Source organism: Streptomyces kanamyceticus (assembly GCF_008704495.1).
GTDB lineage: Bacteria > Actinomycetota > Actinomycetes > Streptomycetales > Streptomycetaceae > Streptomyces > Streptomyces kanamyceticus.
Window position 1 is genome coordinate 3,690,265 of the sequence record NZ_CP023699.1, and the last position, 25,637, is coordinate 3,715,901.

The following is a 25,637-nucleotide window of genomic DNA, read 5'->3' on the forward strand; positions in this document are numbered from 1 at the left end:
AACGGGGAGCGCCCGGGACCTCGTCGGTCCCGGGCGCTCCCCGTGATGTACAGCCCGGTCGTGCGCTAGCCGACCAGCACCGCCTTCTCCTCCGCGAAGTGGCACGCCGACTCGTGCGCCGCGGGAGTGTCCTGCCCCGCGAACCGCTCCGGGATCGCGAGCAGCGGGATCTCCTTCGCGCACTTGTCCTCCGCCTTCCAGCAGCGGGTGCGGAAGCGGCAGCCCGAGGGCGGGTTCGCGGGGGACGGCACGTCGCCGGTGAGGATGATGCGCTCGCGGCCCTCGCGCGCCTCCGGGTCCGGCACCGGGACGGCCGACAGGAGCGCCTGCGTGTACGGGTGCGTCGGGTGCTCGTAGATCTGCTCGTCCGAGCCGATCTCCGCCATCTTGCCGAGGTACATCACGCCCACGCGGTCCGAGATGTGCCGGACGATCGACAGGTCGTGCGCGATGAAGAGGTAGGAGAGGTTGAACTCGTCCTGGAGCTTCTCCATCAGGTTGATGACCTGGGCCTGGACGGAGACGTCCAGGGCCGAGACCGGCTCGTCGCAGATGATGATCTCGGGGTTGAGGGCCAGACCGCGCGCGATGCCGATGCGCTGGCGCTGGCCGCCCGAGAACTGGTGCGGGTAGCGGTTGATGTACTCCGGGTTCAGGCCCACCACGTCCAGGAGGTCCTGGACCTTCTGGCGGCGCGAGCCCTTGGGAGCCACCTCGGGGTGGATCTCGAAGGGCTCCCCGATGATGTCGCCCACCGTCATGCGGGGGTTGAGCGACGTGTACGGGTCCTGGAACACCATCTGGATGTTGCGTCGCACGGCCTTCAGCGCACGCCCGGACAGCTTGGTGATGTCCTGGCCCTTGTAGAAGACCTCGCCCGCCGTGGCCCGCTCCAGGGTCATCAGGAGCTTGGCGACCGTGGACTTGCCACAGCCGGACTCGCCCACGATGCCCAGCGTCTCGCCCTGGTACAGGTCGAACGAGATGCCGTCGACGGCCTTGACCGCGCCGACCTGCTTCTTGATGAGGATTCCCTGCGTGAGCGGGAAGTGCTTCACCAGGTTGCGGACCTGGAGGATCGGCTCGCCGCGCTCGACCGGGGCCTCGATGGCCGCGACGGCCTCCTCGGCGGTGGCCGCGTCGACCGTCTCCACCTCGGAGACGTTGGGCGTCGCGTCCTGCGGCTCGTCGGCCTTCGAGAGCTTCTTCGGCTCAGCCATGGATCGTCTCCTTCCAGAAGTGGCAGGCGCTGCCGCGCCCGGCCAGCTCCGCGCCGTCCTGCTCGGTGACCGGCGCCAGGGCCGGGACCTCCGTACGGCAGATGTCCTGCGCCTTGGGACAGCGCGGGTTGAACGCGCAACCGCCGGGGATGTGGAGCAGGTTGGGCGGCAGACCCTTGATCGCGTAGAGCTCCTGGCCCTTCTGGTCCAGGCGCGGGATCGAGTCCAGGAGGCCGCGCGTGTACGGGTGCGCCGGGCGCTTGTAGAGCTCGTGCACCGGCGCCGTCTCGACGATCCGGCCCGCGTACATGACCGCGATCTTGTCCGCGACGTCGGCGACGACGCCGAGGTCGTGGGTGATCAGGATCAGGCCCATGTTGTACTCGCGCTGCAGCTCCGCGAGCAGATCCATGACCTGGGCCTGGACCGTCACGTCGAGGGCCGTGGTGGGCTCGTCGGCGATGATGAGGTCAGGCTCCAGGGCGAGCGCCATCGCGATCATGATGCGCTGGCGCATACCGCCGGAGAACTGGTGCGGGTAGTCGTTCACCCGTTCCCTGGCGGCCGGGATCTTGACCTTCTCCATCAGCTCGATGGCCTTGGCCTTGGCCTCCTTGCGGCTCGCCCCCTCGTGCACCTGGAACATCTCGCCGAGCTGGTAGCCCACCGAGAGCACGGGGTTGAGGGACGAGAGCGCGTCCTGGAAGATCATCGCGATCTTGCGGCCACGGACCTTCCTGCGCTCCTCGTTGGACATCTTCAGCATGTCCTGGCCGCGGAAGAGGATCTCGCCCTGCGGGATCTTTCCCGGCGGCATGTCGAGGATGCCCATGATGGCCTGGGCCGTCACGGACTTGCCGGAGCCCGACTCGCCGAGGACAGCGAGCGTCTCGCCCGCGTCCACGCTGTAGTTGACGCCGTTGACGGCCTTGACCACGCCGTCCCGGGTGTGGAACTCGACGTGCAGGTCCTTCACGTCCAGGAGCCTGCCGCTCTTCTCCTCGCCCGAGCGGGGGGCGGGGATCGAGTCGGATTTGAGATCGATGCTGGTCATGTACGCCTCCCTCAGCGCAGCTTCGGGTCGAGGGCTTCGCGTACAGCGTCGCCGAGCATGATGAACGCCAGCACGGTGAGGCTGAGCATCCCGGCGGGGAAGATCAACGTGTGCGGGTTGTTCCGGATGTCGCTGAGGGCGTCGGAGATGTCGCCGCCCCACGAGAGCGCGTCGTCACCGAAGCCGAGACCCAGGTACGAGAGCGTCGACTCGGCGACGATGTACGTGCCCAGCGCGATGGTCGAGATGACGATCACGGGTGCGACGGCGTTCGGCAGGATGTGCCGGAACAGGATCCGCTTGGTGTCCGCGCCGAGCGCCTTGGCCGCCATCACGTAGTCCGCGTGCTTGGTGGTGATGACAGCGCCGCGCATCACGCGGGCGATCTGCGTCCAGCCGAGGAAGGCGAGCGCGCCGGTGATCACCCAGACGTTGCGCACGGTGAAGGAGTTCAGGACGACCATGGCACCGAGCAGGAACGGGATGCCGAAGAACACGTCGGTGATCCGGGAGAGCAGGCTGTCCCAGATGCCGCCGAAGTAGCCCGCGAGCATGCCGATCAGGCCGCCGAAGACGGTCACGAGGATGGTCACGCCGAGGCCGACCATGATCGAGTTCCGCGCGCCGTAGACGACCCGGGCGTAGACGCTGCGGCCCTGGCGGTCGTATCCGAACCAGTCCGCCTGGAAGAAGTGCGTGAGGTTCGGCTTCTGCAGGAAGTGGTTCGTCAGGTCGCCGTACTTCGGGTCGGCGCTCGTGAAGAGGCCGGGGAAGGCGGCCACCAGGAGCAGCAGCAGGATCAGCACCGAGGAGATGAGGAACAGCGGCCTGCGGCGCAGGTCCTGCCAGGCGTCGCCCCACAGGCTGCGCGGCTTGCCGGGCGCCTCGCCCGCGTCCACGACGGCGGTCTGGGGTCCCTCGGGCGTGACCGTCTGGTCCGTGGCCGGGGTCTTGGTGATGTCAGGCATAACGGATCCTCGGGTCCAGGACCGCGTAAAGCAGGTCGACGATCAGGCTGGCGAGGAGGTACACGAGCACCAGGACGGTGACGACACCGACGATGACGGCTCCCTCGCGCTGGCCCAACGCTCGGTAGAGGAGGTTGCCGACGCCGGTCACGTTGAAGATGCCCTCGGTGATGACCGCGCCGCCCATCAGGGCGCCGATGTCCGTACCGAGGTAGGTGACCACCGGGATCAGCGAGTTACGCAGCAGGTGCCGGGTGACGATCCGCTTGCGCGGCAGCCCCTTGGCGACCGCGGTGCGCATGTAGTCCGCCTGCCGGTTCTCGGCGATCGAGGTGCGGGTCAGGCGCGCCACGTAGGCGAGGCCGACCAGACCGAGCACGAGCGCGGGCAGCAGCAGTTCCCCGATGTTCTCGGAGTCCTGCACCGTCGGGGTCACCCAGCCGAGCTGATTGCCGAAGATCAGCTGGAAGAACAGACCGAACACGAAGATCGGGACGGAGATCACGAGAAGCGTGAAGAGCGTCACCGCGTTGTCGAGGACGCGGCCGCGCCGGATGCCGGCGAGCACGCCCAGGGTGATGCCGACGACGAGCTCGAACGTCCAGGCCATGACGGCGAGTCTGAGCGAGACCGGGAAGGCCTGCTTGATCTCGTCGAGGATGGGCCTGTTGCCCGCGATGGTGTGACCGAAGTCGCCCTGCAACAGCCCACCCATGTAGTGGAAATACTGCTGCCACAGCGGCAGATCAAGCCCACGGTCGTGCTTGATCTGCGCCACCTGCGCAGGGTCCGGCGGCTTGTCTCCCCACAGTGCCGCCACCGGGTCGCCGGGGAGCACGTTGACCATCAGGAAGATCAGCAGGGTTGTCCCGATGAAGACCGGGATCATCTGGAGCAGTCGCCTCGCGACGTAGCGCCCCATGGTGGTGCCTCCGTCCATTGCGGAGCCGCCCGCGAGGTGACGCCCGGGATCGCCGGGCGTCACCTCGCGGAAGCGGAACTCCGACGACTGCTACTTCTCGAAGACCTCGACCTCAGTGAGGATCGGGTCGCCGGCCTGGTCGAACTCGACCTTCTTCACGTTCTTCGAGTACGCGGAGAGCGTCTTGTTGTACCAGAGCGGGATGCCCGGGAAGGTGTTGACCAGCTCCTTCTCGGCCTGCTGGTACAGCTTCGCCGAGTCGTCGATGGTCTTCGCCGCGTCGGCCTTCTTGGTCAGCTCGTCGAACTTCTTGTCCGAGAAGCCGCCCTTGTTGCCGTCGACGCCGGTGCCGTAGAGGTCGGCGAGGAAGTTGCCGTTGAACGGGTAGTCGAGCACCCAGCCGGAGCGGTACATCGACTTGACCTTCTTCTGGTCACGGATCTCCGTGTCCGCCGCGAAGTCGGTCACCGGGTCGCCGACGCACTTGACGCCGGTCGCGTTGGTGATCGAGTTGCAGACCGCGACGACCCAGTCCTTGTGCGGCTGGTCGGCGTTGTACTGGATGGAGATCTTGTTGCCGGGAACGCCGCCGCCGTCCTTGATAGACTGCTTGGCCTTCTTGGCGTCGAACTTGCAGTACTCGCCACAGGCGTCGTCCTGGTAGCCCTTGACGCCCTTGGCGACCCAGCCGGTCGCGGACTCACGCGTGCCGTGGAACACCGTCTTGGCGATGGTGTCGCGGTCGATCGCCATCGACAGGCCCTGGAGGACCTTGGGGTCGATGTCCTTCCACTGCTTGGTGTAGAAGGCGAAGTTGACCGTGTTGAGCGCCGAGAAGTCCATGTCGATCGCGCGGTCGCCGAAGTCCTGCTTGAAGTTGGCGATCTCGCTGTTCGGGACGATCGGCATCGAGTCGACGTTGTCCGACTTCAGGTCGGCGTAGGCCGCCGTGTCCTTGTTGTAGGCCTTGAAGTCGACGCCCGCGTTCTTCGGCTTGTTGGCGCCCTTGTAGCCGTCCCAGGCGCGCACCGAGATCAGCTTCTTGTGGTCCCACTTCTGGAACTTGTACGGGCCGTTGCCGACCGGGGCCTCGCCGTACTTCTTCGGGTCCTTCAGCGCGGCCGAGGGCAGCGGGTAGAAGGGGGCGTAGACCAGCTTGTACGCGTAGTACGGGATGCCGCTCTTCAGCGAGATGGTGAAGGTGTTCTCGTCGACGACCTTCAGACCGGACATGGCCTTCTTCTCGGCCTTGCCCTTCGCCGGGTGCACCGCGTCGTAACCCTGGATGTCGCGGTACCACGCGCTGTTCTGCTGACCGTTGGCCGGGTCGGCGGCCCAGTTCCAGGCGTCCACGTAGGACTTGGCGGTGACCGCCTCGCCGTTGTGGAACTTCCAGCCGGGCTTCAGCTTGACGGTCCACACCTTCGAGTCCTTGTCGGGGGTGACCGACTCGGCGTTCTCGTAGGTGATGTCGCCCTTCTTGTCGTAGTGGACCAGACCCGTGAAGAGCGAGTCGATGACGACGCTGCCGTACGCCTCCATGGTGTTGGACGGCTGCAGAGCGTTCTGCGGCTCACCGTTGGCGTAGCTGACGATCCCCTTGGGGTCGACCTTGCGATTGCTGTTGTCGCCGCTGTCGCTGCCGCCACAAGCGGTGGCAGTCAGCGCCACAACACCGGCTATCGCGACCCACTTGGCGCTCTTGGCACCACGCATGGGGTTCCTCCTCATGAGTCCACTTGTTCACTACAAGAGGGGGTACGTGAAATCCCGCCGACACCCCTGACGGCGAAGATCGTGTACCCCAGTGTGCTCGTGAGTCGGCGCTCCCCACAGCGCGTGACCCATTGACCCGAGCTATACGCGGTCAACTATTAGCCATGAGGTACCGCCCGACCACACCCTTTTGGTCTCGGTTCAATCACACCTGGCACGTACAACTTCCAAAATCCGGACAAACCGATCCGAGATAGATGGTTGCGAAACGGACGTGTTACACATCTAACGGTCAGTGACGTCCGAATAGCGGACACTCCGTGCCCGAAATCCGGTTGCCGAGAGACACTTCGCGACACCATCGAGGCCGGGAGTTCGCCGAGGTGTGACCGGGCGGGCAGTGGGAAGCGGCGGGAAGCGACACCGTACCGCCCCCGGACACGCGGAAGGCCGGTTTCCGGCACCCCCGTGGGAGCGTCGGAAACCGGCCTCTCATGCCCGAACTGGCTGTGCGCCAGCCTCAGTTGTGCAGAGCCCTCAGAGGGCCCCGTGCCCCCGGAGGGGCCCGCGTCAGCTGTGCTTGGCGCGCGACGCCGTGCGGCCGCGCTGCTTCTGGTCCAGGACGACCTTGCGGATGCGCACGGTCTCCGGGGTCACCTCGATGCACTCGTCGTCGCGGCAGAACTCCAGGGACTGCTCGAGCGAGAGCTTGCGGGCGGGCACGACGTTCTCCGTCGTGTCCGCGGAAGCCGCACGCATGTTGGTGAGCTTCTTCTCCTTGGTGATGTTCACGTCCATGTCGTCGGCGCGCGAGTTCTCACCGACGATCATGCCCTCGTACACCTCGGTGCCGGCCTCGGTGAAGATGACACCGCGCTCCTGGAGGTTGACCATCGCGAACGGCGTGACCGAACCCGAGCGGTCGGCGACCAGCGAGCCGTTGTGACGGGTGCGCAGCTCGCCGAACCACGGCTCGTGGCCCTCGAAGATCGAGTGCGCGATGCCGGTGCCGCGGGTCTGCGTCAGGAACTCCGTACGGAAGCCGATGAGGCCGCGGGACGGGACGATCCACTCCATGCGGATCCAGCCCGAACCGTGGTTCGTCATGGTCTCCATGCGGCCCTTGCGGGTCGCCATCAGCTGCGTGATGGCGCCGAGGTGCTCCTCGGGCGAGTCGATCGTCATGCGCTCGATCGGCTCGTGCGTCTTGCCGTCGACCTGCTTGGTGACGACCTCGGGCTTGCCGACGGTCAGCTCGAAGCCCTCGCGGCGCATCTGCTCGACCAGGATGGCGAGCGCGAGCTCACCACGGCCCTGGACCTCCCAGGCGTCGGGGCGCTCGGTGTCCAGGACGCGGAGCGAGACGTTACCGATCAGCTCCTTGTCCAGGCGGTCCTTCACCTGGCGGGCGGTGACCTTGTGGCCCTTGCCGCCCTTGCCGACCAGCGGCGAGGTGTTCGTACCGATGGTCATGGAGATCGCGGGCTCGTCGACCGTGATCAGCGGGAGCGCGATCGGGTTCTCGGGGTCGGCGAGGGTCTCACCGATCATGATCTCCGGGATGCCGGCGATCGCGCAGATGTCGCCGGGGCCCGCCTTCTCGGCGGGCTTGCGGGTGAGCGCCTCGGTCATCATCAGCTCGGTGATGCGGACGTTCGACTGCGAGCCGTCGCGCTTGATCCACGTGACCGTCTGGCCCTTGCGCAGCTCGCCCTGCTCGACGCGGCAGAGCGCGATGCGGCCGAGGAAGTTGTCCGCGTCCAGGTTGGTGACGTGGGCCTGCAGCGGCGCCTCTTCGTCGTACTCCGGGGCGGGGACGTGCTGGAGGATCGTGCTGAAGAACGGCTCCAGGCTGTCGCTGTCCGCGGGGACGGTGCCGTCCTCCGGCTTGGTCAGCGAGGCGATGCCGTCACGGCCGCAGGCGTAGACGATCGGGAACTCGATCTGGTCCTCGTCGGCGTCCAGGTCGAGGAAGAGGTCGTACGTCTCGTTGACGACCTCGTCGATCCGGGAGTCCGGGCGGTCCGTCTTGTTGATGCACAGGATGACCGGCATCCGGGCCTGGAGGGCCTTGCGGAGCACGAAGCGGGTCTGCGGCAGCGGACCCTCGGAGGCGTCGACGAGGAGGACGACCGCGTCCACCATCGACAGACCGCGCTCGACCTCGCCACCGAAGTCGGCGTGGCCGGGGGTGTCGATGATGTTGATCGTGATGACGTCGCCGCCATCCTTGGGGTGGTACTTGACGGCCGTGTTCTTGGCCAGGATCGTGATGCCCTTCTCACGCTCCAGGTCGTTCGAGTCCATCATGCGGTCGTCGAGCGACTCCGCAGCATGCGCGGCGAAGGCACCGGCCTGCTTGAGCATGGCATCGACGATGGTCGTCTTGCCGTGGTCGACGTGGGCGACGATGGCGACGTTACGAATGTCATGGCGCGTGGGCATACGAGCTGCGCTTCTCCCGGGAAGAGTGGACGGCGGCGCGTACGGTCCGGTACGCGTGCCCTGCCGGGCAGACAACACGCCACGGCCTTACCCCAGTCTACGTGGCCCGCGCGGAGGCGGCCTCCGCGGGGGTCAGGGCGCCGCCCCCGACGGGGCTCGGGAGGCGGCTGGGGTGAAGGGGAAATGCGCAGGTCAATGGGTAGGGACGACCTTGCCCGCCGGGGTGTCCGGCGGGCAAGGGAGTTGAGCGGAATCTGAGCGTCAGACGCGTGAAGAGTCGGTGTACGCCACTTTTCCGACGGCTGTTCACGTCACTTTCCGACGGCTGTGTACGCCACTTTTCCGTGAGCGGTGTACGTCGTTTTCCCGCGAGCGGTGTACGTCACTTCTCCGACGGCTCCGTCGACGGCTTGGCGCCCGGCTTCAGGAAGCCGATGTCCTCGAATTCCGGGGACTGGAACCCGAAGGCTCCCGCGTTCGCCAGATTGGCCTTGGCCGCCATCAGCTGGGGGCGCTGGTAGAGGGGGATGGAGCCCGCCTCCGCCCAGATCCGGGCGTCGGCCTTCCTGACCAGGGAACGGGCCGTCTCCTCGTCGAGCTCCCCCGCCGCCTGGTCGAAGAGCTGGTCGATGTGGTCGGTGCCGACGCGCGTGTAGTTCTGCTCGACGTTCAGCGAGCCGTCCGCGGCCGGGATCGGCTTGGCGAAGATCGGCCGGGCGTCGGTGGCGGGGAAGGCCGACGCGGGCCAGGAGTAGAGCGCCAGGTCGTACTGGCCGGACGCGATGTGGTCCTTGAAGTAGCTCTCGTCGGCGACCTTGGAGACCTCGGTGCGCACCCCGATCCGCTCCAGCATCCGCGTGATCCGGTCGGCCACCGCGCGCAGCGGCTCCGAACCCTCCCCCGACGGGAGCACGAAGCGCAGCGTGAGGGACTTGCCGTCCTTGGCCAGCGGGCCGCCGACCGCCGCCGGGGCCGCGGTGCCCCTGGGCGCGTAGGCACCGGGGGCGCCGCCCTTGGCCTGGTCCTTGGCGCCCGGGTGGGACTTGGCCTGGGCAGCGGACTGCTTCTCCGCCTGCTGCTTGGCCTGGCCGCCCGGGTCCTTCTTCTTCTGCTCCTTCTCGGCCTCGCCGGGCAGGCCGAGCACATCGGCCTGCCGGTTCAGCGCGGCCCGCTGGTAGGCGGCCGCGGGGGCCGGGGCGAGCACGGTGGTGCCGTTGTCGCCGGGCTTCCCGTCGTCCTCGCCGACGATGTACGTCCCGTCGCCCCCGGAGCCCTCGGATCCCTCCGAGCCCTCGTCGGACTCGCGCGACTTCTTCTTCTCCGCCTCGCTGCCCGCGGTCTTCGCCTTCTTGTCCTTGAGCGGGGCGCCCGGCATCCAGCCCGCGTCCGCGAGCAGCGCCCTGGCCTCGGTGGTGTCCTGCTCGCCGAGGGCCCCGCTGTTGTCGGCGTACGCCTGCTGTCCGGCGAGCGCGAGGTGGCTGCCGACCGGCTCCGCGGGCAGGCCGAGCGGCTTGAGCACGGTCGCGGCGAGCTGCTCCCTGTCCAGGGCGCGGGCCACCGCGCGGCGCACCCGGTCGTCCGCGAGCGGGCCCTCGGAGCCGTTGAGTGCCAGCTGGGTGTAGGCGGGCTCCAGGGACTTGCGGACCACGTAGCCGCGCAGGCCCGTCTGCTCCTTCGCGTACTTCTTGACGGCCTTGCGCGTCTTGGAGCGCGCCGCCGCCTCCGTCTCCGCGGCCTCCTCGTCGGAGCCGTGCGCGATCGCCCAGGAGCGCAGCGCCTTGCCGGGGGTGATCGTCGATCCCGGGCCGTGCGCCAGCGGACCCTGGGCGGCCTTGTCGCGGGCGGCCAGCGAGATGCGGTCCGCCTCCGCCGGGTCGATCTCGGCCAGGTCGACGTCACCGTCGGCGAGCGCCTTGGCCCGCTCGTCGCGCGGCACCGCGCGCAGCACGAGCTTGTCCAGCTTGGCGGGCCTGCCCCACCAGCGCGGGTTGCGCGCCAGCGTCACGTCGCCCGCCTTGCGGTCGACGTCGGAGAGCGTGAAGGGTCCCGCGGTCACCTTGAGCTTGCGGCGCGCGCCGTCGTTGAAGCCGTCGGGGGTGCCCATGACCTGCTTGGGGTACAGCGGCGAGAACAGCGAGCGCCAGTCGGCGTACGGCTTGGCGAAGGTGACCCGCACCTCCAGGTTGTTCGCGCCGCGCTCGATCTTCTCGATGCGGTCGTAGCCCGCGTTGCGTGCCGTCCAGTACGCGGTGTCCTTGCCCGAGAGGGCCCGCCACTGCGCGGCGAAGTCGTCGGCGCCGATCTCGCGGCCGTCGCTCCAGACGGCCTGCTGGTTGAGCTTGTACAGGACGACCTGCCGGGGCTCGCGCTCCACGACCTCGGCCGACTCCAGGAAGTCGGGGTTGGCCTGCGCCCTGCCCTGCGCGTCGATCCTGAACAGCGAGGGCAGGACCGCGCCCGCGACCCGCGAGGTGCCCGGATCGGCGTCGGCCTGGAAGGAGTTGAGGGTTTCGGGCAGTGCGTCGACCGCCCACTTCACGGTGCCCCCGTCGGCGACCAGGTCCCGGGCCGCGGGTGCGACGTCCTGGCCCGCGGTCGGCCGTCCTGCCTCGTCGTTCGAGCTGCATCCGGCGAGGGCGGGCAGAGCCAGTACCCCCGTCGCGAGAAACACGACAGATCTGACTCTGACGCGGTCGTGGGACATGGCTGGTACCTCCGGGGTCCGGGGCTCGCCCGGCCGCCCGCTGCCAGGTCCGGGCCGGGTTCGATCACGTTTGGGGGTATATGGAGCTGATCACATCTATCGCCCCACTGAAGGGGACGGGATCGGTCACGCGGCGGAGGCACGACGTGGGGGCGCGCAGATCCCACTCGTGCGGCCCAATAGTCCGGCCACCCGGTCCGGCCGCCTGGCCCGGCCACCCGATCCGGTCACCGGCGGACACTTTCGGTCCCGGCCGACGCGACCGGCGCGTGATCCGGCGCATTCACGGCCGTCGATCCGGCAATCGGTGCAGATCTCTTCACAAGCCGGGATGTGAAGCGCGACACTCGCAGGCGCATGAGCGTTGCCACCGCACACCTGACAGTGAGGGCAAGTCATGGCTCTGCACGATGAATTGACAGCCGTTCAGCGCTGCGTCGACGACTTGGTCCGCACCGTCGGCAAGCTGGAGCAGCAGGCCGGTGACGAGCTGGCGGACAGCGTCGACGTACGCCGGGTGCGTACGGACACCGACCACCTGCGCGAAAGCGTCGCCCTGCTGCGCGCTGCCGCCCCCGCGCCCGGCGGGACGCCACGCAGGCCGGACCTGGTGACGATCCCCGACACGCCGTACGACAGCTCTCTGTGGACGGACTCCGACGACGAGGGCCTGGGCGCCCGCGACCGCCGCGCGCCCTGACGGACCGCACCCCCCGCCCCGCCCTGAGCCACGCCCCTCAGAGCCCCTCCCCCAACCGCGGAAGAAGGAGTGGAGCCTCGTTGGCCACCGGCACGGAACCTCAACCGAAAAGCGGCAGGACCCCGGCAGGCGGCGTGCGCGACGGCACGCGCGCCGCGATCGGCGCTGCCCATCTGCGGACCGACCGCTGGTGGCTGGCGCCCGCGGTGACAGCCGCCGGGCTGTTCGCCTTCGTCGTCTACTCGACGTGGCGGGCGTTCGCGAACGCGGACTATTACCACGCGCCCTACGTGTCGCCGTTCTACTCACCCTGTCTGGCCGACAACTGCGAGCCGATGCGCTCGGGCCCCAACTGGGAGATCTTCGGCAGCTGGTGGGGCCTGTCCCCCGCGCTGCTCATCCTGATCTTCCCGCTCGGCTTCCGGCTGACCTGCTACTACTACCGCAAGGCGTACTACCGCGGCTTCTGGGCCTCGCCACCGGCCTGCGCGGTCGCCGAGCCGCACAAGAAGTACTCGGGCGAGACCCGCTTCCCGCTGATCGTCCAGAACATCCACCGGTACTTCTTCTACGCGGCGGTCCCGGTCGCGGGCATCCTCACGTACGACACCGTGCTCGCCTTCCGCGACGAGCACTACGCATGGGGCCACATGGGCCTCGGCACCCTGATCTTCGTCGTCAACATCTCGCTGATCTGGGCGTACACGCTCTCCTGCCACTCCTGCCGGCACATCGTCGGCGGCAAGCTCAAGCACTTCTCCAAGCATCCGGTCCGCTACCGCATGTGGCAGTGGGTCGGGAAGTTGAATGCCCGTCACATGCTGCTCGCCTGGGCGTCGTTGATCAGCGTGGCGCTCGCCGACTTCTATGTGTACCTGCTCGCGTCCGGCGCCTTCGACGATCCGAGGTTGTTCTGATGTCTCCAGTGGAACGGCAGCAGTGGGACGTCGTCGTGGTGGGCGCGGGTGGCGCCGGTCTGCGGGCCGCGATCGAGGCCCGCGAACAGGGCGCGCGTACGGCCGTGATCTGCAAGTCCCTGTTCGGCAAGGCCCATACGGTGATGGCCGAGGGCGGCATCGCGGCCTCCATGGGCAACGTGAACTCCGGCGACAACTGGCAGGTCCACTTCCGGGACACCCTGCGCGGCGGCAAGTTCCTCAACCAGTGGCGGATGGCCGAGCTGCACGCGCGCGAGGCGCCCGACCGCGTCTGGGAGCTGGAGACCTGGGGCGCGCTCTTCGACCGCACGCCTGACGGCCGGATCTCCCAGCGCAACTTCGGCGGCCACGAGTACCCGCGCCTCGCCCACGTCGGCGACCGCACGGGCCTCGAACTCATCCGCACCCTCCAGCAGAAGATCGTCGCCCTCCAGCAGGAGGACTACCGCGAATTCGGGGACTACGAAGCGCGCCTGAAGGTCTTTCAGGAGTGCACGGTCACGCGCGTACTGAAGGAGGAGACCGGCGACGGTGACGGCGTCGGTGGCGGCGGTGGCGGTGGCGGGCGGGTCTGCGGGACCTTCTGCTACGACCGCGAGTCCGGGCGCTTCTTCGTCCTGGAGGCACCGAGCGTGGTCCTGGCGACCGGCGGCATCGGCAAGTCCTTCAAGGTGACGTCGAATTCGTGGGAGTACACCGGTGACGGGCACGCGCTCGCGCTGCTCGCCGGGGCGCCGCTCCTGAACATGGAGTTCGTGCAGTTCCATCCGACCGGCATGGTCTGGCCGCCGTCGGTGAAGGGCATCCTCGTCACCGAGTCCGTGCGCGGCGACGGCGGCGTCCTCAGGAACTCCGAGGGCAAGCGGTTCATGTTCGACTACGTGCCCGACGTCTTCAAGGAGAAGTACGCGCAGTCGGAGGAGGAGGGCGACCGCTGGTACGACGACCCGGACCACAACCGCAGGCCGCCCGAGCTGCTGCCCCGCGACGAGGTCGCGCGCGCCATCAACTCCGAGGTGAAGGCGGGCCGCGGCTCACCGCACGGCGGCGTCTTCCTGGACGTCTCCACGCGCATGCCCGCCGAGGTCATCAAGCGCCGACTGCCGTCCATGTACCACCAGTTCAAGGAGCTCGCCGACGTCGACATCACCGCGGAGGCGATGGAGGTCGGGCCGACCTGCCACTACGTGATGGGCGGCATCGCGGTCGACTCCGACACCGCGGCCGCGCGCCGCGTCGCCGGGCTCTACGCCGCGGGTGAGGTCGCGGGCGGCATGCACGGCTCCAACCGGCTCGGCGGCAACTCGCTCTCCGACCTGCTCGTCTTCGGACGGCGCGCGGGACTGCACGCGGCCAGGTACGCCGCGGGCCTGACGGCCAGGCCCGCCGTGGACGAGGTGCAGGTGGACACCGCGGCGGCCGAGGCACTGCGGCCCTTCAGCGCCGAGGGCCCCGAGGACGGGGCGACGCCGGAGAATCCGTACACCCTCCACCAGGAACTCCAGAAGACCATGAACGACCTGGTCGGCATCATCCGCCGCGAGGGCGAGATGGCGCAGGCCCTGGAGAAACTCGCCGACCTGCGGGTGCGCGCCCGGCGGGCCGGGGTCGAGGGCCACCGGCAGTTCAACCCCGGCTGGCACCTCGCGCTCGACCTGCGCAACATGCTGCTCGTCAGCGAGTGCGTGGCGCGGGCCGCCCTGGAGCGCACGGAGAGCCGCGGCGGCCACACCCGCGAGGACCATCCCGCGATGAGCCGCGAGTGGCGCCGGGTCAATCTGCTCTGCCAACTCGCCGATCCCAGCGGCGGGTTGGCGGCCACCGATCCCGTACGCGGCCAGATCGATCTCGTCCGCGTGACCACCGAACCCATCCGCCCGGACCTGCTCGCCCTCTTCGAGAAGGAGGAGCTGGTCAAGTACCTGGCCGAAGAGGAGCTGTACGAGTGAGTTCGTACGACGCGCGATTCAAGGTCTGGCGCGGGGACACCGGCGGCGGCGCCCTGGAGGACTTCAAGATCGAGGTCAACGAGGGCGAGGTCGTCCTCGACATCATCCACCGCCTCCAGGCCACCCAGGCGCCCGACCTCGCGGTGCGCTGGAACTGCAAGGCGGGCAAGTGCGGTTCGTGCTCGGCGGAGATCAACGGGCGGCCCCGGCTCATGTGCATGACGCGCATGTCGGTCTTCGATCCCGACGAGGTCATCACGGTGACGCCGCTGCGGGCCTTCCCCGTGGTGCGGGACCTGGTGACGGACGTCGGCTTCAACTACACCAAGGCGCGCGAGGTCCCGGCCTTCGTGCCGCCCGCCGACCTCGGTCCCGGCGAGTACCGCATGCAGCAGGCGGACGTGGACCGCTCGCAGGAGTTCCGCAAGTGCATCGAGTGCTTCCTGTGCCAGGACACCTGCCACGTGGTGCGCGACCACGAGGAGAACAAGGGCGCCTTCGCCGGGCCGCGCTTCCTGATGCGGGTCGCCGAGCTGGACATGCACCCGCTGGACGCGGCGGCGGACACCGGCCTCGACCGCAAACGCACCGCGCAGGACGAGCACGGGCTCGGCTACTGCAACATCACCAAGTGCTGCACGGAGGTGTGCCCCGAGGGCATCAAGATCACGGACAATGCGCTGATTCCCTTGAAGGAACGGGCGGTTGACCGGAAGTACGATCCGCTGGTCTGGCTGGGGAACAAGATTCGGCGGCGGGGGGAGTAGCCGCCGGGCGGGCCCCTGGGGGTAATCCCCCAGGGGGATTCTCGTGATCGCCCCCATGGTCCGGGGGGTGGGGCGCGATCAGCATGGAGGCATGACTTCTTCCACGGCTTCGGCTTCGGCTTCCTCGGCTTCGGCTTCGGCTTCCTCGGCTTTGACGCGTCGTACGTTGATGGGGCTTGCGGCGGCCGGGCTCACGGCGGCCCTGCTGCCGCTGCCCGCGACCGCCTCGGCGCGGGCGGCCACGGCGGCAGGATCCGCGGCCGTCGCCGCCCAACTCCTCGCGCCCACCGGGCCGTACGCCATCGGAACCGTCTCCGCGCGGCTCGTCGACCGTTCGCGGCACGACCCGTGGGTGCCCGCGCAGCCGTACCGCGAGCTGATGGTCAGCGTCTGGTACCCGGCCGCGCCCGGTTCCGGCGGCGGGCATGCCAGGGCGCGCTACATGACGCCGGGCGCCGCCGCCCGCTGGGACGCCGCCGCGCCGCACGGCATCCCCAAGGGCGCGCTCGACTTCGCCGCCACGCGCACCCACGCCCGCGAGGGAGCCCCCGCCGACACGCGGGGCGGGCGGCGTCCCGTGCTCGTGTACGCGGCGGGTGCGGGTGACCCGCGCACCTGGGGCACCGCGCTCGTCGAGGAGATGGCCAGCCGCGGCTATGTGGTGGTGACCGTCGACCACACCTACGAGAGCCCGGCCGTCCAGTTCCCCGACGGCTCGGTCAAGGACTTCGGTCCTGTGATGAAGGCGTTCGAGGAGGCCGAGAAGAACCACACCGTGCCGGAACTCCTCAAGAAGACCACCGACGTGCGGGTCGCCGACTCCACGTTCCTGCTGGACAGCCTGGGTTCGCTGCCGCACGGCCTGTCCGGCGTGGTCGACCGGCGGCGCGTGGGCATGGTCGGCCACTCCGCGGGCGGGATCGCCGCCGCGCAGACGATGTACGAGGACCGCAGGGTCAGGGCGGGCGTCGACCTGGACGGCACGCTGGAGTTCAACCCCGAACCGCTGGGCACCAACCTGATGCCGGTCGCGCGGCACGGTCTGGACCGCCCGTTCCTGCTGATGGGCAGCGACCGCCCGACCGAACCGTCCTGGCGCGCATTCCTGTCCCACAGCACCGGCTGGAAGCGGAACCTGACGCTGCGGGGCTCCCAGCACCAGGCGTACACGGACCTGTCCGCGCTCCTGCCCCAGGCCGGGGTGGACCGGCAGACCGTCGAGAAGAACATCGGCACGATCGACCCGCGCCGGGCGGTCACGGCCCAACGGGCCCATGTGGCCTCGTTCTTCGACCGGTGGCTGAAGGGCAAGGACGACGGACTCCTCGCCGCGCCGTCGGGGCGCTACCCGGAGGTGGAGTTCACGGGGTGAGCCTTCCCCGGTTCACGGGGAGCGCCGCCCCGCTGCGCCCCTTGTGCCACACTGCCGCGCATGCGCATACCCCGCCCCTTCCTGGCCGTACTGCTCACCGGCGCGCTGAGCGCGAGCGCGGCGGCCTGCTCGCTCCCCGGCGGGGAAGACGGGGGCGGCGACGACGGAACAGGGCTCGAACGGGCACTCGACGCGATCCCCGCGTCGGCCGCCGACCAGGCGGTGACCTACCGGGACGTGCGGACCACGCGCCGACTCGTCGCCGCGGACCCCGCGCTCTACCGGGGCCTGGCCGGTTACGGAATCCTCGAAGTCGTCCAGCACGGCTACACGGGCGGCAGCGTCCGCGCGGACTGGGGGTTCGACGCGAAGGACGTACGCGCGTCCGTCCAGATCGGCGACGGCTCGCTGCTCACCGGCCACTTCGACACGGACGCCCTCGCCCGCGCCATGAAGAAGCAGGGCTACAAGGCCACCGACACCGACGGCGGCACCCGCTACAAGAAGTCCGGCGATCCCACCACCTACGAGGCATCCGACTCCACCCGCGTCAGCATCCGCTCGAACGTGAAACTGGGCCTCGACGACCCGGCCAAGTCCCTTCTGGACAAGGACACTTACGCGGACATCGCCGACTGCCTGGGTGACGTGTACGAAGCGTCGTACTACGCCGAGCGCGAGGACGCGGACACCGTGCTCTTCGCGATCGGCGGGCGCCTCGGCAAGGACGGGAAGTCGTCCTCGGAGAAGCTGTGCGCGCGGGCGGCGTCGAAGCGGGCGGCCAAGGCCACCGCGGCCCGGCTCCGCGAGAAGACGGCCCCCGACGAGCGCTACGCGGGCTCGAAGGTGACCGTCGGCGAAGGCGAGACCCCGCTCATCACGATGACCTGGAAGAACAGCGCCAAGTCAGGCCTGCGCCCCGGCGACAACGACAAGACGGGGGAACTGCCGGGGTTGCTGATCTGGGGCCGGAAGCAGGGGTAGCGAGGGGGGGGCGAGCTAGGCCCCTGCCTGCTCCCACGCCCGGCGCTCCGCGTTCGTCAGCCAGTGGACGTACCACTGGGCGAACGTCACCCTCGCCGTGCCGCCGACGAACTCGACCGGGACCACGCCCTCGGCGGCCGCGCGGGCGTCGTGCCACATCGTGCCGCGTTCGGGGCCGGTGAGGGCGAGCAGCGTGTAGTAGGCGCAGCCCTGTTCGCTCACGTAGAGGGCGCCGTCGGTCAGGCCCTCAAGGAGTTCGTCGTCGCGTGCGTCCCAGGCCGCGTGGTCCTCTCGGAACCTCTCCGCCTCCCCGGCCGTGTCGCCGTACGCGGACCGCTGGGGCTCGGCCGACTGGTGCTCCTCCCACTCGGCGGTGCGCTCGGGGCGGAACGGCGGGGGTGAGGCGTTGGTTCCGTACGCGTACGGGGCCGCGTCCTCGACCGGCTCCACCGGGAACAGCCCGTAGTCCGGGCCCGCGCCGCCCGCCCCCACCTCCAGCAGGAAACCGCGGTACTCGGCGGGGAAGGCCACCCCGCGCCGCCACTCCACGGCCCCGATCTGCTCCTCGGTCAGCACCGGGCGCAGCTCGAAACGGTGACCGTACTCCTGGAAGTACGCACCGAAGACCGCCCGCCGGTTCGGCGCGGCGCGCAGCGCGAGCACCCGCTCGCGCACCCCGGCCCAGACCCCGCTCACCTGCGCTCCTCCCCGTTCCCGCCGCGCCCGGAAGGGGACCCGGCCTTGCTCACGGTCACCGTACGCGCCTACTGTGAATGCGCTTTCAGAACGGGTCGACCGGAACGGAAAACCGGCACGTGGTCTTGGCGCGAAGAACCGGAAGCGCAGAACCGGAATCGAGAAACGAGCAGGCGATCGGGTGAGCACAACTCCCACGGTGTACGACGTCGCGGAGCAGTCGGGCGTCTCCATCGCGACGGTGTCGCGCGTCTACCGCAACCCGGACTCGGTCCGCGAGAAGACCCGTGAGCGGGTGCTCGCCGCGGCCCGCGAGCTCGGCTACGTGCCCAGCGGGAACGCCCGCGGGCTCGCCAGCCGTTCCACCGGCGTGCTCGGGCTCTGCTTCCCCGACCACTCGGACCCGGACACGGAGACCGAGGCCGCCGCGGCCGACGCCGACGACGACCACGCCTTCATGCTCTACTCCGACCAGATCATCCGCGGCATGGAGCGGGCCGCCCGCAGGCACGGGTACGCGCTGCTGATCGCCGCGTCGCTCAAGGGCGGCCCGGAGAGCCTGGTCGCCAAGGTCGCGGGGCGGGTCGACGGCTTCGCCGTCCTCTCCAGGACCGTGCCGACCGAGGACCTCGACGTGATCTCGCGACGGCTGCCCGTCGTGATGCTCGCCGGGCCCCGCGAGAACGACGAGCTCGACCACCTCGACCACATCGAGGTCGCCAACGCCGACGGCCAGCGCGAGCTGACCCGGCACCTGGTCGATGACCACGGCCTGCGGCGGCTGGTCTTCGTCGGCGGCGAGGAGCGCTCGCCCGACGCGCAGGCGCGGTTCCTCGGGTATCAGGAAGCGTGCCGGGAGGCCGGACTTCCCGTACGCGAAGAGCCCGATCTGCGCGCCGAGATGATGACCCAGGCGGAGGGGGCGCGGGCCGCCGACGAACTCCTCGACCGGGCCGAGGCGGCCGGACCGCCACCCGATGCCATGCTCTTCGCCAACGACCAGATGGCCATCGGCGCGCTGCACGCCCTTGAGCGGCGCGGGGTGCGGGTGCCCGACGACATCGCCGTCACCGGGTTCGACGGGATCCCGCTCAGCCGCCTGGTGCGGCCCGCGCTGACGACCGTGCGCCAGCCGATGCGCCAGCTCGGCGAGGAGGCGGTCGAACTGCTCGTACGCAGGCTCGGCGCGGAGCGCGAACGGGAGCCCGTCGACCTGATGCTGCCGGTGAGCGTGGTGCGCCGGGCCAGCTGCGGGTGCGGGCGGGGATAGCGGCTCGCGGCTCGCGGCTAGCCGCCAGCGGCGATCAGCTGAGGCCGCTACGCGCGGCGTTCAGCCGAGGCGCGCGGCGAAGAACCTCTCGCGGGCGTCCCGCAGCGCCTTCGCCTCCCGCTCCGTTCCCTCGTGCGCGAAGTGGCCCGCCGTCAGGACATGGAGTTCACGCGGGCCCGCGATCGCGTTGTGCACCGCGAACTGACCCGGCGGCGGGACCGAGGGATCGAAGAGCGCGGGCGCCGTGAGGGTCGGCACGCGGAGGTACGTCGCCGCCGTCGCCGCGTCGAAGTAGCGCAGCACATCGGTGACTTCGGGGTGCTCCCGGTGGTACGCGCGGACCGCCTCCCCACTGCCCGCACAGGGGAGCGTGAGCCGCAGCGGGTGGTTGCCGAAGGTGGGCACGGTCAGCTGCGCGGCGGCGAACCGGTCGTCCCAGGGCAGCGCGAGCGCACCGAGACCGCCACCGAAGCTCTCCCCGAGGTAGCCGAGGCGGGCCCGCCCCGTTCCTCCGGTCAACCCGGGTACCAGTTCGAGCAACGCCGACGCCGCACACCAGAGATCGGCCACGCAGTCCGCGATCACGTAGGTGTCGCGCGACCCGATGCCGTGCAGCACGTGCTCGTCGGCCCGCACCGGGATGCCGGGCAGGCAACCCCGGGTCTCCATGCCCCGGACGCAGGGCAGCAGCGCGGCCGAACGCGGCAGCGGCAGCGGGACGTCCGGACCCGGTTGGTCGCGTCCGCCGTAACCGTGCCCGATGACGAAGCCGTGCTCCACGGGGCCGTCATCGGGCAGCACGAGCCAGCCGCCGACGCGCACTCCACCGACCGACGCGTACGTCACTCCATGCACACGGACACCGTCACGCACCTCCTCCACGGGACCGACGACGGGCTCGGTCGCGATCGCGCGGGCGGCCTCGTGGCGGGCCCGCCAGAAGGCGGCGAAGTCGGCCGGTGCGGGCGGCGCGGGCACCGCGAGGAGGTCCTCGACGGTGTGGCCGTACGCCGGGTCGAACGGGAAGTCGTGCGAGAACGCGGGCATGCCGCGACCCTAACCAGGGCCAGGCGCGGCCCGGGTCGGCGCGAGGCGAGGACCGGGAGCAAGGACCAGGGCAAGGACCGGGGCAAGGACCAGGGCAAGGCCCAGGCCACCCAGCGGCAACTGGACTGCGCCGCATGAGGCAACCGCCACATTTCCTTTCAGCATGCAAACATTCCGCATAGCTTGCTCAAGCCACGCACTTCGCACACGCCTCCCATGTCGCCCCCGTTACGGGAGTGTGACCAAGACCCCCTTGCGGTCACCAGGGGCACTGCCACAGAGTGATGTATGCGCTTACAGACAGCGCATACATCCGACGCCGCAAGACGCCGGAACGTCAGGGAAGCTCAAGGAGGAGCCGTCCATGCACCGCGCCGCCAGAACCGCTTCGGTCGCCATCGCACTCGCGACGGCGTTCGCCGTCACCGCATGCGGCAGCTCCGCCGGTGACGAAGTCGCCGCCGACAAGAAGCAGACGCTCACCGTCTGGGCCATGGGTGCCGAGGGCGAGAAGCTCGCGGAGGTCGCCGAGCAGTACAAGAAGGCGAACCCGAACATCACCGTCAAGGTCACCCCCGTCGGCTGGGACGTCGCCCACCAGAAGCTGGTCTCCGCGGCCGCCGCGGGAAAACTGCCCGACGTGGCGCAGATGGGCGGCAGCTACCTGGGCGAGTTCACCGAACTCGGCGTCCTGGAACCGGTGGACACCAAGACCTTCGACAAGAAGGACTTCTTCCCTGCGGGCTGGCAGCAGGGCGAGGTGGACGGCACCTCGTACGGCGTGCCCTGGTACGTGGACACCCGCGTGCTCTACTACCGCACCGACCTCGCGAAGAAGGCGGGCGTCGACAAGCCCCCGGCCGACTGGAAGGGGCTGCGGGACATGGCCTCGGCCCTGCGGGACAAGGGCGACAGCAAGTGGGGCATCTACCTCCAGCCCCGCGGCCTCGACACCGTGCAGTCCTTCTACCCCTTCCTGTACTCGGCGGGCGGCGAGATCGTCGACAAGGACGGCAAGGCCGCCTTCGACAGCCCCGCCACGGTGAAGGCCCTCAAGGAGTACGGCGCGTACATGAAGGACGGGCTCAGCACGAAGAGCTCGCAGCCCGGCTACGACCCGCTGAAGGACTTCAACACCGGCGACGTCCCGATGTTCTTCTCCGGACCCTGGATCAGCACGCTGATCAAGGACCAGTACCCCGGCCTCAAGGGCAAGTGGGGCATCGCGCCCGTCCCCGCCGACAAGACCTCCACGTCGATGGCCGGTGGATCGAGCCTCGTGATCTCCAAGGACAGCCCGCACAAGGCCGCCGCCAAGGAGTTCATCCAGTACCTGACGGACGCCAAGGGCCAGGCCGACTGGTTCGAGCGGACCAGCGACCTGCCCGCCAACACCAAGGCGTGGGAGAGCGGCGAGCTCGCCGACAACCCCGACCTGCAGGTCTTCAAGAAGCAGATGGAGACCGCCAAGACCTCGCCCGCGCTGGCCAAGTGGACCGAGGTGACCTCCAAGGTCGACGCGGCCATCGAGTCGGTCACGCAGGGCAAGGCCTCCGCCGAGGACGCCGCCGAGAAGGCGCAGTCCGAGATCGAGAACCTCGTGAAGTAGGCAGCGATCATGAGCACCACTAGCGGAAAGGCCGCCGTACCGGTGGCCGGGGTGCGGGGCGGCGGCCCGGGGACGGCACCGTTCCCGGCCACCGGCTCCAAGGACGGCCACGACGACGGCCGACGGCGCGGACGCGGTCACGGACACGAACGTGGTCGGGGTCGGGGGCGCGGACACGGCCGCGGCATGGGCGTACAGAACTGGGCCGGGTGGCTCTTCTCCACCCCCTTCCTGGTCCTCTTCACCGTCTTCATGGCGTTCCCCATCGTCGCCACGCTGGCCATGAGCTTCACCGACTTCGGGCTGCGCAACGTGACCCGGCCCTGGGAAGCGAACTTCATCGGCTTCGAGAACTACACCAAGCTCTTCGGCGACGAGAAGTTCCTCAAGTCCCTCTTCAACACCGGGTACTTCGTGGTGGTCGGCGTTCCGCTCACCATCTTTCTCGGGCTTCTCGTGGCCGTCCTCCTCAACAACGGGATCGATCGCGCCCGGACCTTCTTCCGGGTCGGGTTCTACGCGCCTGTCGTGACCTCCATCGTCGCGGTGGCCGTCGTCTGGCGGTTCGTGCTCGATCCGAGCGATGGGCTCATCGCCGGTCTCTGCGCCGAACTCGGGCTCACCGCACCGGACTTCCTGGGCAGCGAGACGCTCGCCATGCCCTCGCTCATCGCGATGGCCGTCTGGCGCAATCTCGGCACGGTCATGGTGCTCTTCATCGCCGGACTGCAGGCCATTCCGACCGAGGTGCGCGAGGCCGCCAAGCTGGACGGGGCCAGCGCCTGGCAGGAGCTCCGCCGGATCACCGTGCCACTGCTGCGGCCCACGCTGCTCTACGCCACGGTGATCACCACGATCGGCTATCTCAACGTCTTCGAGGAGCCGTTCGTCATGACGCAGGGCGGTCCTTCGGACTCCACGCTCACCGTGTCACTGAACATGTACCGCGAAGGCTTCAACTTCTTCCACATGGGCTATGCCAGCGCCATGGCGTACGTCCTCTTCGTGGTGATCATGGGCATCACGGTGCTCCAGCTCCGACTGCTGAAGGACAACACCAAATGAGCGCCAAGTCCCAGGTGATGAAGCGGCCGCTCGTCTATGTGCTCCTTTCCGCCGGGCTTCTCATCATGTCCGCGCCGTTCCTCTGGATGGCCCTCTCGGCCTTCAAGACGGCCGAAGAACTGACCGCGACGCCGCCCGTGTGGATTCCGTCCGAGTGGTCCTTGGACAGCTTCCACCGGCTGCTCGACAAGCTCGATCTGCCGCTCTACTTCATGAATTCGGTGATTGTCGCGGTGCTCGTCACCGTCGCCAATCTCGTCTTCTGCTCGATGCTCGGATATGCCCTGGCCAAGCTGAACTTCATCGGCCGGAACAAGATCTTCGCCCTGGTCCTCGGCGCCCTGATGGTGCCGGGCAATCTGATGCTGCTGCCCCTGTTCGTGCTGATGAGCAAGTTGCAGCTGATCGACTCCTATGCCGCCCTCGTGCTGCCCTTCGCGGCCGGTGCCTTCGGGGTCTTCCTCATGCGGCAGTTCATGCAGTCGATCCCCGACGAACTGCTCGAAGCGGCCCGGATGGACGGCGCCAGTGAGTGGTACATCTTCTGGCGGATCGTGATGCCGCTGGTGAAGCCCGCTCTCGCGACGCTCTCGATCTTCACGTTCCTCGGGTCCTGGAACAACTTCGTCTGGCCCCTGATCGCGACCAACGACCCCGACAAGTACACCCTCCCGGTCGCCCTGGCCACCTTCGCGACCGACCCCAACAAGTCGTCCGGCTCCAACGGGATGCTGATGGCCGGGGCGTTCCTGATCGTGCTGCCGGTCCTGATCGTCTTCGCCGTGCTGCAGCGGTACTTCACGCAGGGCATCGCCACCGCCGGTATGAAGTAGCCCCCCGGGCGCCGCTTGCCCCGCCCGGCACTCCCCCACCTTGCAAGAGAAAGACATCTCGCGATGACGCACACCCCGATCCCGTTCCCCGAAGGCTTTCTGTGGGGCGCCTCCACCGCCGCCCACCAGATCGAGGGCAACAACACCAACAGCGACTGGTGGGTGAAGGAGCACAGCACCGGCACCCACATCCAGGAACCCAGCCTGGACGCCTGCGACAGCTACCACCGCTGGCCCGAAGACATGGACCTGCTCGCCGAACTCGGCTTCACCGACTACCGGTTCAGCATCGAGTGGGCCCGCATCGAGCCCGCCGAGGGACGGTTCTCCCGGGCGGAGCTCGCGCACTACCGGCGGATGGTCGAGGGCGCGATCGAGCGCGGCCTGCGGCCGATGGTCACCCTGCACCACTTCACCGTGCCGCAGTGGTTCGAGGCGCGGGGCGGCTGGACGGCCGAGGACTCGGCCGAGCTGTTCGCGCGGTACGTCGCCGCCTGCGCGCCCGTCATCGCCGACGGGGTGCCTCATGTGTGCACCATCAACGAGCCCAACATGATCGCCGTCATGGCCGGGCAGGCCAAGCGCGGTGACATCGGCTTCCCGCCCGCCGGTCTGCCGACCCCGGACGAGGAGACCACGCACGCGGTGATCGCCGCGCACCGGGCCGCCGTGAAGGAGGTCAGGGCGATCGACCCGACGATCCGCGTGGGCTGGACCGTCGCCAACCAGGTCTACCAGGCGCTGCCCGGCGCGGAGGACGTCACCGCCGCCTACCGCCACCCGCGCGAGGACGTCTTCATCGAGGCCGCGCGCGGCGACGACTGGATCGGTGTGCAGTCCTACACGCGCACCCGGATCGGCGCCGAGGGTCCGATACCGGCGCCCGACGACGCCGAGCGGACCCTCACGCAGTGGGAGTACTACCCGGCCGCCGTCGGGCACGCGCTGCGCCACACCGCCGCCGTGCTCGCCGATGCCGACGTGTCTCTGATCGTCACCGAGAACGGCATCGCCACGGATGACGACTCGCGCCGCGTCGACTACTACAAGGGCGCCCTGGACGAGGTCGCCTCCTGCCTGGAAGACGGCCTCAACATCGGGGGTTACCTGGCCTGGAGCGCCCTGGACAACTACGAGTGGGGCTCCTATCTGCCCGCCTTCGGCCTGATCGCCTGGGACCGCGAGACGTTCGCCCGCACGCCCAAGCCCTCCGCCCACTGGCTGGGCGGCCTCGGCCGCACGCGGGAACTCCCGCGCCTGACCGACTAGGCGCTCCGCGCGAGGACCGCCCCTTCGGGGCACATCGCGCCCTCCCGAACCCGGGGGCCGGCCGCACCTGACAGCGGTCGGCCCCCGTACCACCGCACGTACTGCCCGC

The 25,637-nt window shown here is 69.2% G+C and carries 20 protein-coding genes; 11 read left to right on the plus strand and 9 right to left on the minus strand.

Annotation, left to right across the window (positions count from 1 at the left end):
* Nucleotides 1-65: 65 nt before the first annotated feature.
* The 7 genes from CP970_RS14970 to CP970_RS15000 form a co-directional block, all read right to left on the minus strand.
* Entirely contained in the window at nucleotides 66-1,220 is a 1,155-nt protein-coding gene (locus CP970_RS14970; protein WP_055552134.1) for an ABC transporter ATP-binding protein, read from the minus strand.
* Complete coding sequence (locus CP970_RS14975) at nucleotides 1,213-2,274, minus strand: ABC transporter ATP-binding protein (protein ID WP_055552136.1); 1,062 nt, start codon at nucleotides 2,272-2,274, stop codon at nucleotides 1,213-1,215. The genes CP970_RS14970 and CP970_RS14975 overlap by 8 nt, the downstream gene beginning before the upstream one ends.
* Nucleotides 2,275-2,285: 11 nt before the next feature.
* Complete coding sequence (locus tag CP970_RS14980) at nucleotides 2,286-3,242, minus strand: ABC transporter permease (RefSeq protein WP_055552138.1); 957 nt, start codon at nucleotides 3,240-3,242, stop codon at nucleotides 2,286-2,288.
* Nucleotides 3,235-4,164 (minus strand): ABC transporter permease, encoded by a 930-nt coding sequence (locus CP970_RS14985; RefSeq protein WP_055552140.1) that lies wholly within the window; start codon nucleotides 4,162-4,164, stop codon nucleotides 3,235-3,237. The genes CP970_RS14980 and CP970_RS14985 overlap by 8 nt, the downstream gene beginning before the upstream one ends.
* Before the next feature lie 90 nt (nucleotides 4,165-4,254).
* Nucleotides 4,255-5,880 carry a peptide ABC transporter substrate-binding protein gene (locus tag CP970_RS14990; protein WP_055552143.1) on the minus strand — a complete coding sequence of 542 codons (1,626 nt, stop codon included), beginning with the start codon at nucleotides 5,878-5,880 and terminating at the stop codon, nucleotides 4,255-4,257.
* Between the two features lie 570 nt (nucleotides 5,881-6,450).
* A complete protein-coding gene (typA, locus tag CP970_RS14995) occupies nucleotides 6,451-8,325 on the minus strand; it encodes a translational GTPase TypA (RefSeq protein ID WP_055552145.1) in 1,875 nt (624 codons plus the stop codon).
* A gap of 382 nt (nucleotides 8,326-8,707) precedes the next feature.
* On the minus strand, nucleotides 8,708-11,029 hold the full coding sequence (locus tag CP970_RS15000) for an ABC transporter family substrate-binding protein (protein ID WP_055552147.1): 2,322 nt from the start codon (nucleotides 11,027-11,029) through the stop codon (nucleotides 8,708-8,710).
* 397 nt (nucleotides 11,030-11,426) lie between these two features.
* Here CP970_RS15000 and CP970_RS15005 point away from each other — a divergent pair, with 397 nt between their 5' ends.
* The 6 genes from CP970_RS15005 (at nucleotide 11,427) to CP970_RS15030 (ending at nucleotide 17,739) form a co-directional block, all read left to right on the plus strand.
* Nucleotides 11,427-11,729 (plus strand): hypothetical protein, encoded by a 303-nt coding sequence (locus CP970_RS15005; protein ID WP_055552149.1) that lies wholly within the window; start codon nucleotides 11,427-11,429, stop codon nucleotides 11,727-11,729.
* Nucleotides 11,730-11,809: 80 nt separating this feature from the next.
* The gene (locus CP970_RS15010; RefSeq protein ID WP_055550167.1) at nucleotides 11,810-12,646 is read left to right on the plus strand and encodes a hypothetical protein; all 837 of its coding nucleotides are present in this window, start codon (nucleotides 11,810-11,812) and stop codon (nucleotides 12,644-12,646) included.
* Nucleotides 12,646-14,616, plus strand: a complete 1,971-nt coding sequence (locus CP970_RS15015; RefSeq protein ID WP_055550169.1) for a fumarate reductase/succinate dehydrogenase flavoprotein subunit — start codon at nucleotides 12,646-12,648, stop codon at nucleotides 14,614-14,616. Before CP970_RS15010 ends, CP970_RS15015 begins: the two co-directional genes overlap by 1 nt.
* Entirely contained in the window at nucleotides 14,613-15,383 is a 771-nt protein-coding gene (locus CP970_RS15020; RefSeq protein ID WP_055550171.1) for a succinate dehydrogenase/fumarate reductase iron-sulfur subunit, read from the plus strand. The genes CP970_RS15015 and CP970_RS15020 overlap by 4 nt, the downstream gene beginning before the upstream one ends.
* A 169-nt stretch (nucleotides 15,384-15,552) precedes the next feature.
* On the plus strand, nucleotides 15,553-16,755 hold the full coding sequence (locus CP970_RS15025; protein ID WP_063806304.1) for an alpha/beta hydrolase family protein: 1,203 nt from the start codon (nucleotides 15,553-15,555) through the stop codon (nucleotides 16,753-16,755).
* 60 nt (nucleotides 16,756-16,815) lie between these two features.
* Nucleotides 16,816-17,739, plus strand: a complete 924-nt coding sequence (locus tag CP970_RS15030; protein ID WP_055557090.1) for a hypothetical protein — start codon at nucleotides 16,816-16,818, stop codon at nucleotides 17,737-17,739.
* Between the two features lie 15 nt (nucleotides 17,740-17,754).
* Here CP970_RS15030 and CP970_RS15035 read toward each other — a convergent pair whose 3' ends face one another.
* Nucleotides 17,755-18,435: an SMI1/KNR4 family protein gene (locus tag CP970_RS15035; RefSeq protein ID WP_150493394.1), complete on the minus strand. Its 681-nt coding sequence runs from the start codon at nucleotides 18,433-18,435 to the stop codon at nucleotides 17,755-17,757.
* A 199-nt stretch (nucleotides 18,436-18,634) separates the two neighbouring features.
* Between CP970_RS15035 and CP970_RS15040 the strand changes: the two genes are divergently transcribed.
* Entirely contained in the window at nucleotides 18,635-19,705 is a 1,071-nt protein-coding gene (locus CP970_RS15040) for a LacI family DNA-binding transcriptional regulator (protein ID WP_191095057.1), read from the plus strand.
* Nucleotides 19,706-19,765: 60 nt separating this feature from the next.
* On the opposite strand, the gene CP970_RS15045 is transcribed toward CP970_RS15040, so the two are convergent.
* A complete protein-coding gene (locus tag CP970_RS15045) occupies nucleotides 19,766-20,752 on the minus strand; it encodes an acetylxylan esterase (protein WP_055556901.1) in 987 nt (328 codons plus the stop codon).
* Between the two features lie 364 nt (nucleotides 20,753-21,116).
* On the opposite strand from CP970_RS15045, the gene CP970_RS15050 reads away from it, so the two are divergent.
* The 4 genes from CP970_RS15050 to CP970_RS15065 all read left to right on the plus strand — a co-directional run bounded on the left by CP970_RS15050 (nucleotide 21,117) and on the right by CP970_RS15065 (nucleotide 25,528).
* Nucleotides 21,117-22,361, plus strand: a complete 1,245-nt coding sequence (locus tag CP970_RS15050) for a sugar ABC transporter substrate-binding protein (RefSeq protein ID WP_055556903.1) — start codon at nucleotides 21,117-21,119, stop codon at nucleotides 22,359-22,361.
* A 9-nt stretch (nucleotides 22,362-22,370) separates the two neighbouring features.
* A complete protein-coding gene (locus tag CP970_RS15055) occupies nucleotides 22,371-23,426 on the plus strand; it encodes a carbohydrate ABC transporter permease (RefSeq protein ID WP_079044082.1) in 1,056 nt (351 codons plus the stop codon).
* The gene (locus tag CP970_RS15060; protein WP_055556907.1) at nucleotides 23,423-24,259 is read left to right on the plus strand and encodes a carbohydrate ABC transporter permease; all 837 of its coding nucleotides are present in this window, start codon (nucleotides 23,423-23,425) and stop codon (nucleotides 24,257-24,259) included. The genes CP970_RS15055 and CP970_RS15060 overlap by 4 nt, the downstream gene beginning before the upstream one ends.
* A gap of 63 nt (nucleotides 24,260-24,322) precedes the next feature.
* Nucleotides 24,323-25,528: a glycoside hydrolase family 1 protein gene (locus CP970_RS15065; RefSeq protein ID WP_055556909.1), complete on the plus strand. Its 1,206-nt coding sequence runs from the start codon at nucleotides 24,323-24,325 to the stop codon at nucleotides 25,526-25,528.
* Nucleotides 25,529-25,637 lie beyond the last annotated feature (109 nt).

Bases quoted from the DNA above. Each gene is read 5' to 3' on its own strand.
- CP970_RS15060 (WP_055556907.1), top strand. From the start codon at position 23,423: ATGAGCGCCAAGTCCCAGGTGATGAAGCGGCCGCTCGTCTATGTGCTC.
- CP970_RS15000 (WP_055552147.1), bottom strand. From the start codon at position 11,029: ATGTCCCACGACCGCGTCAGAGTCAGATCTGTCGTGTTTCTCGCGACG.
- CP970_RS15005 (WP_055552149.1), top strand. From the start codon at position 11,427: ATGGCTCTGCACGATGAATTGACAGCCGTTCAGCGCTGCGTCGACGAC.
- CP970_RS14975 (WP_055552136.1), bottom strand. From the start codon at position 2,274: ATGACCAGCATCGATCTCAAATCCGACTCGATCCCCGCCCCCCGCTCG.
- CP970_RS15055 (WP_079044082.1), top strand. From the start codon at position 22,371: ATGAGCACCACTAGCGGAAAGGCCGCCGTACCGGTGGCCGGGGTGCGG.
- CP970_RS15025 (WP_063806304.1), top strand. From the start codon at position 15,553: ATGGGGCTTGCGGCGGCCGGGCTCACGGCGGCCCTGCTGCCGCTGCCC.
- CP970_RS14980 (WP_055552138.1), bottom strand. From the start codon at position 3,242: ATGCCTGACATCACCAAGACCCCGGCCACGGACCAGACGGTCACGCCC.
- CP970_RS15030 (WP_055557090.1), top strand. From the start codon at position 16,816: ATGCGCATACCCCGCCCCTTCCTGGCCGTACTGCTCACCGGCGCGCTG.
- CP970_RS14990 (WP_055552143.1), bottom strand. From the start codon at position 5,880: ATGCGTGGTGCCAAGAGCGCCAAGTGGGTCGCGATAGCCGGTGTTGTG.
- CP970_RS15045 (WP_055556901.1), bottom strand. From the start codon at position 20,752: ATGCCCGCGTTCTCGCACGACTTCCCGTTCGACCCGGCGTACGGCCAC.
- CP970_RS15065 (WP_055556909.1), top strand. From the start codon at position 24,323: ATGACGCACACCCCGATCCCGTTCCCCGAAGGCTTTCTGTGGGGCGCC.
- CP970_RS14985 (WP_055552140.1), bottom strand. From the start codon at position 4,164: ATGGGGCGCTACGTCGCGAGGCGACTGCTCCAGATGATCCCGGTCTTC.
- CP970_RS15015 (WP_055550169.1), top strand. From the start codon at position 12,646: ATGTCTCCAGTGGAACGGCAGCAGTGGGACGTCGTCGTGGTGGGCGCG.
- typA (WP_055552145.1), bottom strand. From the start codon at position 8,325: ATGCCCACGCGCCATGACATTCGTAACGTCGCCATCGTCGCCCACGTC.
- CP970_RS14970 (WP_055552134.1), bottom strand. From the start codon at position 1,220: ATGGCTGAGCCGAAGAAGCTCTCGAAGGCCGACGAGCCGCAGGACGCG.
- CP970_RS15050 (WP_055556903.1), top strand. From the start codon at position 21,117: ATGCACCGCGCCGCCAGAACCGCTTCGGTCGCCATCGCACTCGCGACG.